Source organism: uncultured Aquimarina sp. (assembly GCF_947492965.1).
Taxonomy (GTDB): Bacteria; Bacteroidota; Bacteroidia; order Flavobacteriales; family Flavobacteriaceae; genus Aquimarina.
On the sequence record NZ_CANLOZ010000010.1, the window covers coordinates 112,681 to 128,401 of the forward strand.

General features: G+C 31.5%; 20 protein-coding genes and 1 pseudogene. All 21 read right to left on the reverse strand.

The genetic code is table 11. The features are described from left to right. Window positions 1-116: 116 nt before the first annotated feature. Window positions 117-704: pseudogene (locus Q1B37_RS20790) on the reverse strand (phosphopantetheine-binding protein); the annotation flags it as partial. A gap of 39 nt (window positions 705-743) precedes the next feature. Continuing rightward, window positions 744-1,094, reverse strand: coding sequence for a hypothetical protein (locus Q1B37_RS20795; protein WP_299902076.1), 351 nt, complete (start codon window positions 1,092-1,094; stop codon window positions 744-746). Window positions 1,095-1,308: 214 nt separating this feature from the next. Further along, window positions 1,309-1,779: a macro domain-containing protein gene (locus Q1B37_RS20800; protein WP_299902079.1), complete on the reverse strand. Its 471-nt coding sequence runs from the start codon at window positions 1,777-1,779 to the stop codon at window positions 1,309-1,311. Then, window positions 1,767-2,030: a hypothetical protein gene (locus tag Q1B37_RS20805; RefSeq protein ID WP_299902081.1), complete on the reverse strand. Its 264-nt coding sequence runs from the start codon at window positions 2,028-2,030 to the stop codon at window positions 1,767-1,769. The genes Q1B37_RS20800 and Q1B37_RS20805 overlap by 13 nt, the downstream gene beginning before the upstream one ends. A 152-nt stretch (window positions 2,031-2,182) precedes the next feature. Beyond that, window positions 2,183-2,395, reverse strand: a complete 213-nt coding sequence (locus tag Q1B37_RS20810; RefSeq protein ID WP_299902084.1) for a hypothetical protein — start codon at window positions 2,393-2,395, stop codon at window positions 2,183-2,185. After that, window positions 2,385-3,224, reverse strand: coding sequence for a class I SAM-dependent methyltransferase (locus Q1B37_RS20815; RefSeq protein ID WP_299902087.1), 840 nt, complete (start codon window positions 3,222-3,224; stop codon window positions 2,385-2,387). The genes Q1B37_RS20810 and Q1B37_RS20815 overlap by 11 nt, the downstream gene beginning before the upstream one ends. Window positions 3,225-3,673: 449 nt before the next feature. After that, complete coding sequence (locus tag Q1B37_RS20820; protein ID WP_299902090.1) at window positions 3,674-4,216, reverse strand: hypothetical protein; 543 nt, start codon at window positions 4,214-4,216, stop codon at window positions 3,674-3,676. Beyond that, window positions 4,216-5,232: a restriction endonuclease PLD domain-containing protein gene (locus Q1B37_RS20825; RefSeq protein ID WP_299902093.1), complete on the reverse strand. Its 1,017-nt coding sequence runs from the start codon at window positions 5,230-5,232 to the stop codon at window positions 4,216-4,218. The genes Q1B37_RS20820 and Q1B37_RS20825 overlap by 1 nt, the downstream gene beginning before the upstream one ends. Then, window positions 5,222-6,289 carry a DNA cytosine methyltransferase gene (locus tag Q1B37_RS20830; RefSeq protein WP_299902096.1) on the reverse strand — a complete coding sequence of 356 codons (1,068 nt, stop codon included), beginning with the start codon at window positions 6,287-6,289 and terminating at the stop codon, window positions 5,222-5,224. Before Q1B37_RS20830 ends, Q1B37_RS20825 begins: the two co-directional genes overlap by 11 nt. A 1-nt stretch (window position 6,290) precedes the next feature. After that, complete coding sequence (locus Q1B37_RS20835) at window positions 6,291-6,614, reverse strand: helix-turn-helix transcriptional regulator (RefSeq protein ID WP_299902098.1); 324 nt, start codon at window positions 6,612-6,614, stop codon at window positions 6,291-6,293. A gap of 352 nt (window positions 6,615-6,966) precedes the next feature. Then, window positions 6,967-7,440, reverse strand: coding sequence for a hypothetical protein (locus Q1B37_RS20840; RefSeq protein ID WP_299902101.1), 474 nt, complete (start codon window positions 7,438-7,440; stop codon window positions 6,967-6,969). 688 nt (window positions 7,441-8,128) lie between these two features. Continuing rightward, window positions 8,129-8,980, reverse strand: coding sequence for a hypothetical protein (locus tag Q1B37_RS20845; protein WP_299902104.1), 852 nt, complete (start codon window positions 8,978-8,980; stop codon window positions 8,129-8,131). Window positions 8,981-9,031: 51 nt separating this feature from the next. Then, window positions 9,032-9,775 (reverse strand): thioredoxin family protein, encoded by a 744-nt coding sequence (locus tag Q1B37_RS20850; RefSeq protein WP_299902106.1) that lies wholly within the window; start codon window positions 9,773-9,775, stop codon window positions 9,032-9,034. Window positions 9,776-9,996: 221 nt separating this feature from the next. Then, complete coding sequence (locus Q1B37_RS20855) at window positions 9,997-10,902, reverse strand: hypothetical protein (protein ID WP_299902109.1); 906 nt, start codon at window positions 10,900-10,902, stop codon at window positions 9,997-9,999. A gap of 187 nt (window positions 10,903-11,089) precedes the next feature. Next, window positions 11,090-11,557, reverse strand: a complete 468-nt coding sequence (locus tag Q1B37_RS20860; protein WP_299902111.1) for a hypothetical protein — start codon at window positions 11,555-11,557, stop codon at window positions 11,090-11,092. Between the two features lie 197 nt (window positions 11,558-11,754). Further along, entirely contained in the window at window positions 11,755-12,363 is a 609-nt protein-coding gene (locus Q1B37_RS20865) for a hypothetical protein (RefSeq protein WP_299902114.1), read from the reverse strand. A gap of 210 nt (window positions 12,364-12,573) precedes the next feature. Further along, window positions 12,574-12,882, reverse strand: coding sequence for a hypothetical protein (locus Q1B37_RS20870; protein ID WP_299902117.1), 309 nt, complete (start codon window positions 12,880-12,882; stop codon window positions 12,574-12,576). Beyond that, window positions 12,882-13,694 carry a hypothetical protein gene (locus tag Q1B37_RS20875; protein WP_299902119.1) on the reverse strand — a complete coding sequence of 271 codons (813 nt, stop codon included), beginning with the start codon at window positions 13,692-13,694 and terminating at the stop codon, window positions 12,882-12,884. The genes Q1B37_RS20870 and Q1B37_RS20875 overlap by 1 nt, the downstream gene beginning before the upstream one ends. A 43-nt stretch (window positions 13,695-13,737) precedes the next feature. After that, window positions 13,738-14,631: a hypothetical protein gene (locus Q1B37_RS20880; protein WP_299902120.1), complete on the reverse strand. Its 894-nt coding sequence runs from the start codon at window positions 14,629-14,631 to the stop codon at window positions 13,738-13,740. Between the two features lie 197 nt (window positions 14,632-14,828). Continuing rightward, complete coding sequence (locus Q1B37_RS20885) at window positions 14,829-15,260, reverse strand: hypothetical protein (RefSeq protein WP_299902122.1); 432 nt, start codon at window positions 15,258-15,260, stop codon at window positions 14,829-14,831. Continuing rightward, the gene (locus Q1B37_RS20890; RefSeq protein ID WP_299902124.1) at window positions 15,257-15,628 is read right to left on the reverse strand and encodes a hypothetical protein; all 372 of its coding nucleotides are present in this window, start codon (window positions 15,626-15,628) and stop codon (window positions 15,257-15,259) included. The genes Q1B37_RS20885 and Q1B37_RS20890 overlap by 4 nt, the downstream gene beginning before the upstream one ends. Window positions 15,629-15,721 lie beyond the last annotated feature (93 nt).

Consider the following 15,721-nt stretch of genomic DNA (forward strand, 5'->3'; position numbering starts at 1 on the left):
TGGTTGCTAACTTTAACTTTTTGCAAACATTGCGCCTTATCAAAAAAATACAATAACCATTGGATTGATCACTTAGCTGCTATGATCACATATATGTTGTTGTACAGCGTTTTTATTTAGTCTATTCCCAGATCATTTGTAAAGGAATGATGCAATTCAATTTCACTTATCGGAACTCCGGTTTTATCCTCCGTTATTCCACAAATAATTCTTTCTATTTCGTATTTACTCGAAATACGTTCGATGGGAATCAATTCATCGAAATTCATTGAAATAATCCAATCAGTAAGTTTTCGCAAAGTATTTTCTGCTACAGGTTCCGTTCGATCAAATATTTTGAAACCTAAAAAGCGAACTTCTTTGTTCAAAGTACTGTTAAAATCTAGATCAACTAAATCTGGGACTTTTAGTCCAATTCGATTCTCTAATTTAATCCAATCAGATTTTAGATCAGTTTTGTTGAGTAAATCGATCATTTTAGTATTTGGTGAAATACTTTGCTTCTCGTTACCAAACTCCTCAAAAGCACGTCTTACTCTATAGAAAATTATTTGTGATAAGCATTTCTTATTCGGTTCCAGCTTTAATCTTTGAAAGATTGCATCAGCCATTTGTTGAATAGTACCAATGTTTACATATTCGGCATCTGGAATAGTTACTCCAAATTTGTCTTCGATAGACATTACCAATTCTACAGAATCTAATCCCATCTTGTATTATTTTTTAATGCTCTACAGCTTTTTTTACTCAGATTTTAATTTATTGAACTTAATTTCTACTCTTTCGTACTCTTTTAAATACTCAACATATTTATTGTTATAGTAAGCTCTTTTACCGACCACAGGAATTGAGTCGTAATAATTGAAATTAATAGAATCTTTTTTAATAACAGCCTTTCCTTTCCATATTTTGCTTGTTGTGATTCCACTTAATTCAAATTCAAAAGTACTGTCTTTGAATACTGTCAGATGCACATGTCCGAGAGGAGCTTCCCTATTCGCATAGAGAATAATATTTTCCATATTAGGTTTTCTAAAGCAAGAAGCTATAGTTATTAAAGCTCCAATTATGATAACTAGTTTCTGAATATTCATAATGCTGTACAAACGGTTTGTGTATGAAACGTAGCGTGTAAAAAGACACTAACTTTTCGGATTAACACAGAGCCGAATTTTTATATTTTGTTTTTAATTTTTCTCTTTTTAAAAGCCAAATTAAAAATTTGGCGGACTTCATAAATATGCACAAAGCTTTCGGTTATACATTTATTAGCTATGTTTTATACACCTTGTTGGCATTTCGTTATTTTTAGTCAAAGTCATAAACAGTAACTTTTATATTTCGGTCTATTAACTTTTTCTGTATAATTTTTTCTATTGTATTCCAATCTCCTCCAGCAAGTCCACAACCAATCCTCGGCATATGAATTGAGAAATTATTTTCTTTAGAATAGTCAGCAACTTTCGATAGACACTTTTCAACGGCTTCGTATCTGATAGGGACTTGTCCTTTCAATCTTTTTATTTTGTGCTGTCCAATCATATTAGCAATTGATAACTCTGAATCTATTTCTACAAATTGAACTTCTCCTAATTCAAATTTATCCCGTGACTTATACCATTCACGATATTCCTGTTCTGGTTTTTTCCATTTTTTAGATATTGCTAAGACAAATCCTTTTCCCCAACCACCAATGTCATTACAGATATGAACAATCAACTTTTTGCCATTTCCAATTGGATTTGTTGCATCTCCTTTTATATAATTTATTGATTCCAATTCTCTTCAAATTCTTTTTTAGAGCATTCTATTCCGTCAAATTCTGATATGTCAAACTTTTGGTCGCACAATGCTCCAAATTCGTCCTCCAATTTACTTTCAGAGTATTTTAATATTTTTCCATTATCAAATATTGTAATTTGTCTATTGTAATATTCGTCTTCTCCAATTTCTATATACCATAATGAAAATCCCCAATTATCAAGTTCACCGCCAAGCGATTCATTCCATTTATATTTATAGTATTTCATTTTAATATTACAGTGTTTTTTAATGAATGCCAACGGTTAGTATAAGAGCAGTAGCGGATTTTATTGCTCCTACCTTTCAGATAGCAAGATACTTAATTAAATACAATAGCGGTTCGAGTTTGCACCCAAACCGCTATTGCTTTTATACATTGTTACCTGCTTTTATTTTTTCTTTTCGTGGTTTTGTTAAGTCTGTAGTTACAAGCCCCATTTACAACATATTCAATTTTATATTCCGATAAAAGTTGTGCAATTATTTCTCTTGTTTCTTCTTCATCTAGTCCAATGTTTTCTCCGAGGTCAATTTCATTCAACTGTCCGCTATTTTCAACAAAAGCTTTAAAATATCTGTCTTTATTTTCCATAAGTAGTTTGTTTTTTTACTGCTATCATCATATGTGGGCTGAAAGGCAAAAGGTAATTATCGTTTTCTGTGACTTTTATAAGTTCCAGTAGTGTTTTTTGCTTTTTGTCGTTCACCATATTGGCAAAGTAATCTTTGTCCAACCAAGCCATCCCTTCAACAGCATACGTATTGAGATGAGTTAAATCTTGGTTTATAAATTCGTCTATCAGTTGTTCAGGTTTATGATAATATGCCTCGGCTAAAAGCCACGGAAAATCATCTGGTGGATTGTGTATTCCTGTTGTTAATTCTTCTTTGCACATTTCAAAAAACGAGTTTTTATGAATCATACCATTTAAAAGCCCGACCAAGGTTGAAGCTGTATAATTTATCGCGAACCCCAATATTATTCCATCATTTTTAAGCACTCGTTTAGCTTCACAAATGGCTAATTCTCGGTCTTCCTTTTTTTGAAGATGGTAAAGAGGACCGTGTAATATTATTAGGTCCGCATAATTATTTGGAAATTCCAGTTTTCGAGCTTCGCCCAATTGAACCGAAAACTTATTCTTCAATTTTTTACTCCTGTTTTGAGCAATTTGAATGTGTTTAGAAACTGGTTCGACCAAATGTACTTGATGCCCTTTTTTTGAAAGCCATTCTGAATATTTCCCTGTTCCGCCACCAACATCAACTATTCTTGAAGATGCGGTTGGAATATATTTTTCTATTAGTGATTTAATTCTTTCAAATTCAAAAACTCCCATTCCTTTATCTAGTCTGGTTTCTTCGGAAGCATTAGTGTAAAATATTTCTATATTTCTGCTTATTAGCTGTTTACTATTCATTATGAATCATTGGATTATCATCACGATTTAAAATGCAGAGCACTATCGTGATAGAACAATCGATATACTATCAATTGCTATTGTTTAAAATTTGATGAAATAACTAGATATGATTATCTGCGCATTTAAAAAATCGGATGATTTTTATGCGTTAATTACTCGTTTTGTTGAGTTTGTCTTTTATAGAAAGACTCAGATAATATGTTGAATTAGTATAACAGACCACAAAGGTAGAATTTTCAAATTAATTCTTTCGCTGTTCGTTGGTTTTAATTGCAGGTAACGTTTCGGGTATGTTGTCGTTGCTGACGTTAGGAAGCTATGCAATATACCCATTGTTGTGTTTTCGTACTTTTATTTACATTCCATTTGTAGCGTTGGCGTGAAAGCTCTTTTAAATTTGTGAGGTACGAACAAACTTTAAATGTGCTTTAACCTAGCGTTTGGATTTATTTAACCTTCGGTATGTTATTACTTTCTAGTTGATTAATCAATTCCTCTCTTGTCGAAAATTTAAGAAGGCTCTCAAAAGACTTCAATTCGAAAATATTACTTCTAATATTAATACTATTTGATTTAATTAATTCTTTAGTTGCTAAACCACTTAAATATACCTTTGAGTCATTTGTTGCTCTTCCAAATACACACAGATTTGTATGTTCAAGACTTATTTTAGGATAAACTTTATCACTAAATGTGATTAACCTAATATTAAACCCATCAATGGGATATATTTTTCGTTTATAATTTTTGTTCATTCTCTTACTCCAATCGTAAGTGCTTTTCAATAATAAATTTTCAAATGCGAATTCTGTTAAAATGTCATTTCTTAATTTATCATAATACATTTGACCTTCCATTCTATCTCGAAGTTGTCCCATATCTTTTAAATTAAGATGATGAAGTGCACATCTTTGAATTTCCAAGGAAGTATATTTAGGAACTTTAATTATTTTAAAATGTGAAATTTGATTTAAAAATTCTTTTTCCATTAAAAACTCATATAGTATTTTCCTTCTTCAAATTTGTAGAAAGTTAATTTGTCATTTCCATATTCTTCAAGGGTTTCCATTGTTACAGGCTCGTATTTTTTCAATACACCGCTTTTTTCTAGTTTTCCTTTTAGCCAAATTCCAAAAATTTGTAAACTCTCCTTTGATCGAATATTTTTATAATAGTCCCCTTGTGTTCTCATTGGAATTATAAGCCCGTCATCTGTGTAAGCCAAAAAATCTCCCTTTGGATAAAATTGTTGAGAATTAAGGTCATTACTTGCAATTAATTCTATTTCATACCAAGGCCTAGGTTTTGTTTTACCTGTCGAACGACTCCATCTACCTTTACCAAAATATACATTCAGGTTTGACTTTTCTTTTTCAGCAACTCTATCTAATGGAAACACAAATTTCGGAAGTCCATCAACAGTTGTTTTTTTTGTATCATAAGTTTTTAGATTAGTCCAGATTCTTTCAACTTTATTTAAGACAATTTTCTTTTTCCCAGGTACAGTAATTTCCGCTTTATCTATAGAAATTGAATACGAAGGTGAATAAAGGTCATTGAGAAAAGCAACTAAATCTACTTTTTGATTTTCATTTAAAATAGGTACTGTACATTCAATATTTCCCTTCGTACCACTTGCAGAAAAATTTGAAGAACCTACATAAATGTTTGAAATATTATCTTTATCAAATTGGTAAACTTTTCCGTGATATCTTCTGCCATTTGTTACAAAAACACCAGAGTTATTTCCAAACGGTTGTAATGTATTATGTAGTTTGGTGACAGCATCAAGCTTTTTTTGACTCAACCCCTCATAAAAGGCCATTCCTAATAGCAATCGAGAAGTTCCTCCTTTTTTTGCAATTTCAATAAATGGTTTTTCGAAAGCATTTATTACATCCAATGAAGCGTAGCCTGACGCAATTGTTACATTTTTTGAACTAGTAAATTCTTGGTCTAGTACATTTCGAAAATCACCGCCATATTTTTGAATATTAGTGTACATTAGCCTTGATGCTTTCTAAAAATACTTTAATCTGTTGCGCGAAAGGCAAAATTCCTGATGGAGGAACAGAGTTGCCTATTTGTTTTCTTACTTCTGTAATTGTTCCCTCAAATACAAAATCATCTGGATAACCAAATAGTCTTGCACGTTCTCGGTTTGTCAAAGGCCTAGGTTCTTCATAATGATATCCCCAAGTACCACCACCACCAGCAGCAATTATTGTTGTCGATGGTTTATCAGGATGAAGTCTACGATAAACGTGTGAAATCATACCTTTTACATAATGAGGTGAATCTTTTGGTATATCTGTAAAATTACCGCCAGGTGGAATAAGCTTTAATTTTTCTATTGTTTTTGGTTGTGTATTTTGATGCTCATTATTGTATTTAACCTTTTCAACACCCTTTAAAGCTTCTTTTGATGACAAATAATTGTTTGTATCTCTTGTTGGTGAAGGAATATCAAAGAATGTATCCAAATCTTTTCTAACTCCTATTATTAAAACTCTCTCTCGAAGTTGAGCAACTCCATATTCTGCAAAATTGATTAAATGAGCAGTTGTATTGTAACCATAATCACCAGTTTCTGAAAAATCTTTTATGATTTGCTTTATTGCCTTTTTCTTATTGGCAGTTAGGATTCCTTTCACATTTTCAGCAACGAACATTAATGGCTGCTTTTGAGAAACAATTTCAACGAAATTTTGATAAAGATTACCTCTGTCTGTGGTTATTCCACCTCTTTTCCAAATCATTGAAAAATCTTGACAAGGAAATCCGCCAAGAATCAAATCAGCATCAGGTATTTGTGAATAATCTAGTTGGGTAATATCACCACATAGAATATGGTTCCCAATATTTTTAGCATAAGTTTCGCAAGCTTTTTGTTCAATGTCATTTGCCCATTTTATGTTAAACCCAGATTGATGAAAACCTAAATCCATTCCCCCACAGCCGGAAAAAAGAGAAATCACATCAATTTTTTCTTTGCTTTCTAGGATTTGAGATTCGTTTTTATTTGGCGAATAAATTCGCAATTGCGGTTCTTTTACTTCCATATTAAAATTTAAATTCACCTTGTTTTGCTTTTTTTATTTTTAAATAATTTGATGTTTCTTCTGCAACAGTGAAAATTGATTCAGAACATTTATAACGGCTTGCTTCCCGAGCAAATTTGTCAGCAAAAAATAAATCGATAATTTTCTGCTTTTCCATCTGGAAGAGTTTTGCTAACAATTCTAGTTTATTTTTGCTAAAAGTCTGTGTTCCGTTTTCAATCCGACTTACTGCACTCGAATTAACTCCTACTTTTGCGCCGAAGTCCGTTTGTGTCCATTCACGCAGTTCTCTTTCTTTTTTAATGAAATCACCAAAACTTGTCATTACTAATTAGTGTTTGATAGAATTATAACAAATATAAAAATGTTATGCGATTTTACTATCAAGTTGTCAATTATTTTTTAGGCGGTCGAGGGGAAGTGAAAGCTCTTTTTATTTTGAGAGGAACGAGCAAAATGAAATGTGCTTGAGCTTGTGGTGGTTTTTCTGTATGAAACACAACGTTTTATATATGTGTTGTAGCAGGGCAAAATGTTACCCTGTTTAATGATTTTTCTGCGCATTGGTTGCTAATTTTTTCATTCTGCAAGCATTGCGCCTAACCAAAAATGCAACTACCATTCGATTGATCACTTTGCTGCTATGATCACATATATGTTGTTGTGCGTTCGTTTTTTTATTCAGTCGTTATTAAAATTACTTTTCCACTATATCCTCTACAAAATCCGATTTCGTTCATTTTATCTTGGGTTAAGATAGTAAATGTTCGGATGGCGTTTGGGTCAATCTTTGTTTTTTGCAAAAGTGTATCAACGATTGGAATACCGTCAATAATTACCATTTCAATACTTTGTTCTTTCCAGTTTTTATTTTCCGAAATCACGCTGTCTAATTTCAGTTTCCTCATTTCATAGAATTCGGCTGGTTTGAGTTGAGTAATATTAAGTTCTTTCGCTCGTTTGTCAATTCGGATATTTTCAATATTGTCTTTGTTGAGAAATACAGTTTCTAAATCCATTTTTTGATTATCCACAAACATTTTATATTCCGACGAATATTTTTTTAGGATTTTATTTCGGTCGTATTTTATATTTCGAGTTGCACAACCGAAAATCAAAGTCAGGGTCAATAGAAGTAGAAATATTCTCATCTTATTTGTTTTATTCTCAAAAATATTCCAATTCCGAGTTTCATAAAAACTCCATTGAGTGACTACTTCTTTTCCTTTAGTTAACGTGCTCCTTAAATGACGCACAACGTTTAATATATGTGTCGAAGCAGGGCAAAATGTTACCCTGTTTTTAGGTTTTTCTGCGCATTAGTTGCTAACTTTTCCATTCTGCAAGCATTGCGCCTTCATAAATATACACAAACCAATCGATTGATCACTTTGCTGCTATGGCACATATATCTTGTTATCGTGCGTTTATTTTTTTCAATTACTAACCTTACTAGCCAAGCCAAGCAAGGTGATACTACTTACGTTACTGCTCCGTCAATTTTATTTTTTCTTTTCTTGCGATCACCTTGCAATCATAGAGTAGGAGACAGACCTTACCAAATGAACCTGAACTTTTTTTCGTCAGAAGCTGATCAGCCAAAAAAGCGATTTTTTAGCACGTTACTGCTCCGTAATCCTCCTCAATTTTGGTTTTTCTTATCGCTTTTTCCTCGATTAGACACTAACTATCACAAAAATACTCAAGTCATGGTGTGGTTAACCGTTTGTTGCTTTCGTTCTACTTTTCGGATTCCTAAAATGCACAGATAACGTTGTGTGTATGAATCGCTGTGGCTTTTAGCCACTATGATTTTATACACCTTGTTACCAGCTGTTTTTATTTTTTATTCCACCATCTAATTAGAGTTCTGAATTCAGTTCCATCATTGAAGCTTGTCCATCCATTTTTTTCATACTTTTCACATATATGCATTTCACCATCTCCACAATCAAGATCAAATGTGAACGGAAGTCGATAATCACCCCAAATACACTTTTTTACTTTACCACTTTTATAGCTCTTCCAAGTTCCCACATAGGTTCGGTTGTAATAGCCATCGGCAATAGCAAAACTCTCATCTAACTTAATACTTTTAGTAGTATGATTTATTTTAATTGCACAATCAAAAGTGCCTTTAAAAGAGCCTACGTGGTTTTGATTTTTGTCCTCAAAAAACTCATACTTAGCAAAAAGTTCTCCTTGACCATTGAAATCATAACCCTCTTTTACTTCAAAAACCTTGAGTATTTTCAACTTACCTTTAAAATCACAAATGTTTCCTTTTACATTTGATTTTCCATAGATCAGGAATGTTAATTTATTTTTTTTATCAACTTCTGTTTTTGATATATGAATTCTTATTCTTCTATTATCTAATCCAATAATTCCATTCTGCTGTTTGTTGTAGGTATTAAATAAAGAATCTAAAACAAAATTATAGTCAGATATTTCTTCTGTTACTTCAGTAGCAACTTCCGATATTCTTTTTGTTTGAAGCTCTAAATACTCTTGGCTAAAATCAGATTGTTTTGGATCAAAGTTCTCGCAAAGATGTCCGTTATAATAAGGGTCAAAATGTGCAGAATTATCTGCTGATAAATTACATCCGGTCCATTCACAATAATTTTTGGTTTGTCCGAAACAAAAGGAAGTTGAAAAAATAAGAATTATTAAGTGGTTTAGTTTCATTTGTTTCAAATTGCTGGTAACGTCTCGTGTAAAATGCGTTTTAATGCATTTTTACACTTTGTTAGCACTAGTTTTTTCTATTAGTTCCTTAATTTCATTTTCAAGTCTTTCGTAATTTCTTTTGTCGGCATCTTCTTTCGTAATTGTAATTTCTTTTCCGTTTTGGTCGGCATAAGTATTTGGAATTATTGCACCTTGAGAAAAATTAATTATTTCATTATCTGTTGTAATTAAATAATTTGACGGGAATCCCATTATATGCCTAAATCCAGAAATATCAATTGTAGTTGGTTCAGATTGTTTTTCTTGAGAAGGAATTAGATAGATATCTTTATTATAATCAGGCGCAAGTTTTTCTAAATCTGATAGGGTATCCCAAAATAATAGTACAAAATCAACTTTGTCACTATATTTTTTCACTATTTTATTTAATGCTGTAATTTCAAATCTACATGGTGCACACCAAGATGCAGTTACTTGTAAGAAAAGAGGTTTTTTTCTATCGGCTGTATTGTAAATTGTGTTATCAACAGATTTAAATTCATAATCTTTAATATAACTATTCAAAATAACAGCTTTGCTTGAATCTTCATATTTTAGAGCATTTTCACTATCATTTTTATCCCAATACTTTTGAGAATCTTCTCTATATTTCGTTATTAGATTTTCAGTATTCTCAAATAGTCTTTTCTCAATTTTTGTCTGAAATTGATTTTCAAATATTTTTTTTTCCGAATTTTTACAGGAATAAAATATTGTAATAATAAATAGAAATAAACTTGTTTTTTTATGCATTTTATTCTTCAAATTGGTGCTAACGGACTTGTGTATAAAACGTAGCGTGTAAAAAGACACTAACTTTTCGGATTAACACAGAGCCGAATTTTTATATTTTGTGTTTAATTTTTCTTTTTTAAAAGCCAAATTAAAAATTTGGAGGACTTTATAAAAATATACAAACCTTTCGGTTAAGCACTTATTAGCTATGTTTTATACACCGTGTTGCCAGTAGTTTTTTATTCAATATTTATTTGTTCATTGATTCTTTCCGCAATTTGAGAATCAATTTTGATTTTACTTTTAATCTTTACCTCAGAAAATGATACCATTTCATATCTATATTGTGTACTATATGATTGATAATATTCTACTCTTTGGATTATTCCATTTTCGTGATAGTAAATTTTAGTCTTCTCGTCAAGTCCACTTTTTGAGATGTGAATTTCCTCAATTTCGATTAATAATCCTTTCTTATCAAATGTTTGAATCTCTTTTTTGGAATAATCTTCTCCATCTTTGTAGTAGGTTTGGAAAATTCCAATTCTTTTGTTGTCAATATATTTATATTTCCAGTCCCACCTTAATTTACTATCATAAATCTGCATCAATGCTGTTATTCTGTTTATTGAATCAAACTTTCGTTTATAATAATATGTTGGATTAAAAATTGATTTTATTTTATTTGAATTCAAATCGTATTCGTAAGTCGTTTTGAAAAACAAAGAATCAGTTTTATAATAGTAGGTTGATTCGTCAATTAGTTCCTCTTTTTTATTGTACAAATATTCCGATTCCCAATAAGGATATACATTTTTTTCATAGTCTGATTCATACTCAACTGACTTTGAAAGTTTACCATTATTATATTCGAATAACTTGATTTTGTCAGTCAGCCTTAAATCCATGTTGTGGTGTTTTCCAAAACTGATAGATTTTAATAAGACTCCTGTGGAATCGAAATACATTTTTAATTGAGGTCGATTTTTTTTGTTGGTTTTCCTTTTTGTGAGCTCTCCGTCTGAATTTTGTTTAAAACGATGTCCAATTACTTTCACTTCTATTTCGCCTACTTTTTCGTTTAGTTCTTGTCCGAATAAATTCAGGTTCAAAAAGATTGATATGAGAAATAGTGTTTGTTTCATTCAAATTACTGGCAACGTTTAATATATGTGTCGTAGCAGGGCAAAATGTTACCCTATTTTCGACAAAAACTGCGCATTGGTTGCTAACTTTTACTTTTTGTAAGCATTGCGCCTTACCAAAAATACAACAACCATTCGATCCACCAATTAATTGCTATGATCACATATATAGTGTTGTAGATAGTTTTTATATTTTATTCCATATGATCTCATAATTTGAGAATTGCACCTCAAACAGGTTCTTCACTTTTTCTAATGAAGATGGATCCAAATTATTATGTTCAATTTCAATTCCGATTAAGTGATCACTTAAGCACCAACTTTTAAAGATTATTTTTCGGTTACGGTCAGTTGAATTCAGAATAATTTTTTCTCCATATTCGCTTCCATAATTCATTAAACCAACTTTACTCAGCAATTTTTGAATTTTGAGTTTAATTGATTTTTCTTTTGAAAGTTTAATTTTTTTTGGATCAATTTTTACTGGTTCTTGAATCTCAAAGTTTAAACCTCCATTGATGTTTTGTATTTCAAAGTAATATTCTTTTGATAAAGTGTAATTTCTGTCATAGGTCATAAACTTATAAAAGAAAATGATTCCCATAATCATTAGTATTGGGAAAAGAATCAATTTATTGTTTAATAATTTATTCAAAATATCGCTTTGGAATTATCTACAACGCTAAATATATGAATCGGAGCAAGACTAGAAAGCCTGAACCAATTGATTTATTTGCGCATTTTTATTTCTTATTTAATTTATAAAAATTTAGCGCCACTGCAAAAAGGAAATGACCTTTCGATTTGCACTAAACTTTGCTCTGATTTCATATATAATGTTGTAAAACGTTTTTACTTAAGATATTCAACATCAGAGCGTGCTTTTTTCCGCCATTTCATTCCGTATTTTTCGTCCATTAGCTCAAAAACCCGTTCGTTATAAATTTTCACACATTCTTCAATTGGCGGTGTACATCCAAAATCAAAATATTCAATTCCGTACTTTTTCTCAAATTTAAAGTCAGTTGATGAGTTTGCTATTGGTGCAATCGAACCGATTAATAGCAATTTGGCTTTTCCATTTTCCCAATCTTTGTCCGCTTGTTCTTTGCTATATTCACAACCAGCTTCTAAAGTCAGCGTAGTTTTTGTAATTCCGTCGTTGGTTTTTATTTCAAAAACTTGGTCATTATATCCGAAAGCTGAAAGTTTGATTTCGTAAAGTTTATTCGGCTCAAGATTTTCAATTCGGAAGAATCCCGTGCTATCTGCCATTGTCATTCTTTCTAAAACAGGCTTTGCGCTTTTCAACTGTTCAATATAAATATCTGAAATAGGTCGCAAATCAGTAATCACGGACTTTACATATCCATTAATTTCAACTTGTGAGTATGAAATTCCGCAAACTAATATTATAATCAGTTTGAGTAATATTTTTGATATGTTCAGATTTTTCTTCAAAATGTTTTACAACGGACTTGTGTATGAAACGTAGCGTGCAAAAAGACACTAACTTTTCGGATAAACACAGAGCCGAATTTTTATATTTTGTTTTTAATTTTTCCCTTTTTTAAAAGCAAATTAAAAATTTGGCGGACTTCATAAATATACAAATATCACTTGGTTTAGCACTTATTAGCTATGTTTTATACACCGTGTTGTAGTGCGTTTTTATTCAGTTAGTATTCTTTTATTTCCGCAAGCAGCACATAATTTAGCTTTGGGAGTTCTGTATGGCTTTCCACATTTTTCACAATCAGGTCCAATTTGTTCAAGCGAATGATGCATTATTGCATTCGGTTCAGTTTCTCCAAATCCAGTCAAGTCATTATAGTAATCTAACAATTCTTTGAATCGTTCTTGCCTATCTTTTTTCAAGTTTTTAAATCCTTTACCATAAAGCTCGTAGGCAACGGCAAATTCTTCTTTATTAAGCATAGGAACTTCCATTTTACATCTCCAACAATATTTAAGTTCCATTATTCTCCGATTTTGGTTACTACTTCTTCCATTGTGTAATGCACAAAACTTTGTCCTAATTCAGTCAATTCATAAGGCTCAAAGTTGTCAAAAGCTGATTTTAATGTGGAAGATTTAGACCGTCTATTTGTTTTTTTGATGAAATTTCCAGCATAATCAGTTTCTCTATGTTGGCGAATAATTCCTCCCATACTTAAATCCCTAATCAGTCGTTTAAACAAATCCGCTTCTAAAGAGTTTTCTGCTGGACGTGTTCCGTTAAGTTTATCCCAAATTTGACCTCTTGTAATTCCACGATTCTTATAGATTTCTCGAATGACCATAAAATGTGTTTCGTGATACGTAGAAATCCATTCTATGAAAAGTTGAATTAAATCATCAGTCGTGAGGCTTATTGCACAGGCGTTAGTCAGTAACTTTCTCAAATATTCCTTTTTTTCAAAAGTTTCGGCATTGTCCCATTGTTTAAATCCTTTTTTAACCAAAGACAAATACTCTTCACTTTCCATTCTTTCCTGGACTTCAGGTTCAGAGTTTTCCAATGCTTCGTGAATTTGGTAAATTGTGTAGTAGAGTTCCTCAATTTTTCTTTGATGTTCCTCCAACCAGATTCTTTGTAAGTCATTAATTTTTCCTTGTTCTTTTTCTGCGTGTAGAGCAGAACTTGCGGCTATGACTCCTCCAACCCAAGGAATACTACTTAGAGCAGAAACAACAAATCTTCCAGTTCGAGTTTTCTTTCCTTTTCCGTCAATTTTAGAAAGCTCGTCCTTTACTTTTTCTATTGCTTCTATTTTGGTTAGTTTGCTCATTTCTAAATGCACTACAACGGTTAGTATAAGAATAGTGGCGGTTTTAAAACCACATTTTTTTCAGTTTAGACCAAAGTCTATTATTGTTACTATCTTTTATTTTGGCAGAATTTCCGCCATTATTTTTATACCTTGTTGTAGGTAGTTTTTTCCCAATTATTAATTTTTCTTCAAAGTTAGGAATAGAGTCAAAATCATAATTCCAACTATTAAACATTAACTCTTCTAACTCTCTTGACTCGTCTTTACTTTCTGTATTTTCAAGTTTGTCCAAAATAGCTCTCGATGAGGCAAAAGCTAATATTGTCGGATTAGTGTCCGTAACTAGTCCACTTGCTTGAATAACTGTCACTTTCAGTCCATTACTGTTTTTTAATTTATTATAGGCGTAACTAATTCCATTATGAATTCCCTTTTTCCATTTATCGTAACCTTCATTATGAGTAATTTCTTCATATCCTTGACGAATCCATCCGCTTCCTTGGTAATTTTCAATTAATTCAAGTTTGTTGGTCTTAGTCAACTCAAGATTTAATACTACTTCACCATAATGAGGAAGTCCATTTTTATATTTTGCTATTTTATATCTTGATTCAATTTTGGTCATTTCAATTTCATCTCCAACTTCACCTTCTTCTAATTCACCAACTTTAAATCCAAGAATTTCCGTTGCAATTTTTTTGAATTCAGTTTTCCATTCCGTCCATTCATCCAATTCCATATTTGCCGAAAATTGAAGTCCACTAGGCTCGACTGATGCCAAGATTGATTTTTCATTTTCATTATAGCTAAACCAATAAGGAATTCCGTTTTCCCCATTTCCATCTTTTCCGAATCCTATCCAACCATTCATTTTTTCATAAATCAATGGTACTTTGTCCCAAATCTCCTTAGGCAAATCATATCTGATATTTAAATTACATTCGTGAAATTCCATTTTGTCAATTACCTACAACGTTTAATATATGTGTCGTAGCAGAGCAAAATGTTACCCTGATTTTGACAAAAACTGCGCATTGATTGCTAGCTTTTACTTTTTGCAAGCATTGCGCCTTCATAAATATACAATAACCAATCGATTGATCACTTTGCTGCTATGGTCACATATATCGTGTTGGCGGTAGTTTTTTATTCTTATTTCTCCATTCTGATTAGCGTCCGCACTCCGTTTATCATAATCATTGATGCTTTTCCAGTTTCGATGAAATATTTTAATTCAGTTCCGTTTTCAAGTTCCAAAAGCCCAAGTGTAAAAGAATCATCCTTATATCCTTTAAAATCTCCATAACCTTTGTCTTTCGCATTAACCAAATTTCCACTACTCTCAATTCCATTCTCGTTCGTTATCAATTTTTGAGAAGTCAAAATGCTATAGTTTTCGGAATCAATAACAGTTGAACAAATAATCATTTCATTTTCTGTTAAGTTAAGATTTAGTCCAGAATATGGAAAGTCAGAATTCGATTCATAGAATTTTGTCCATTTAAAATCATCGTATGGTTTTATAGTACTTCGTTTAATAGAAGCAATTGAAATATTATGTTTGGATTTGTCGCTTTTTCTCAACCTTTTTTTTCTTTAGCTCGCAAGTCTCTTAAAAAAGTTAGAAACTTTATACCTTTATTACACTCAGGGCAGTATTTTGTTTTTTGAATAGATGGATTCTGTACAGATGATATAAGTTTAAAATTTTCATATCCGATTCTTCTATTGCCTAATAAACCTAAATATTCGGATTTATATGAACCGAAATCAACATCACAAAAATTGCATAATTGCAATTCGAGTCCATCATAAATTTCATAAACAGTATATTTATGTATTCCGTCTTTGAAGTGATTAATTTCCTCTTCTAATACTCCACAATCATCACAAGGAGCAAATTCCTTTACCTCAAGATTTGAATAGCATATTGGACATTGTTCTTTTTTCATTTGCTCAAATTACCGCCAACGTTTTATATATGTGTTGTAGCAAAGCAAAATGTTACCTTGCTTTTTGATTTTTCTGCGCATTGGTTGCTAACT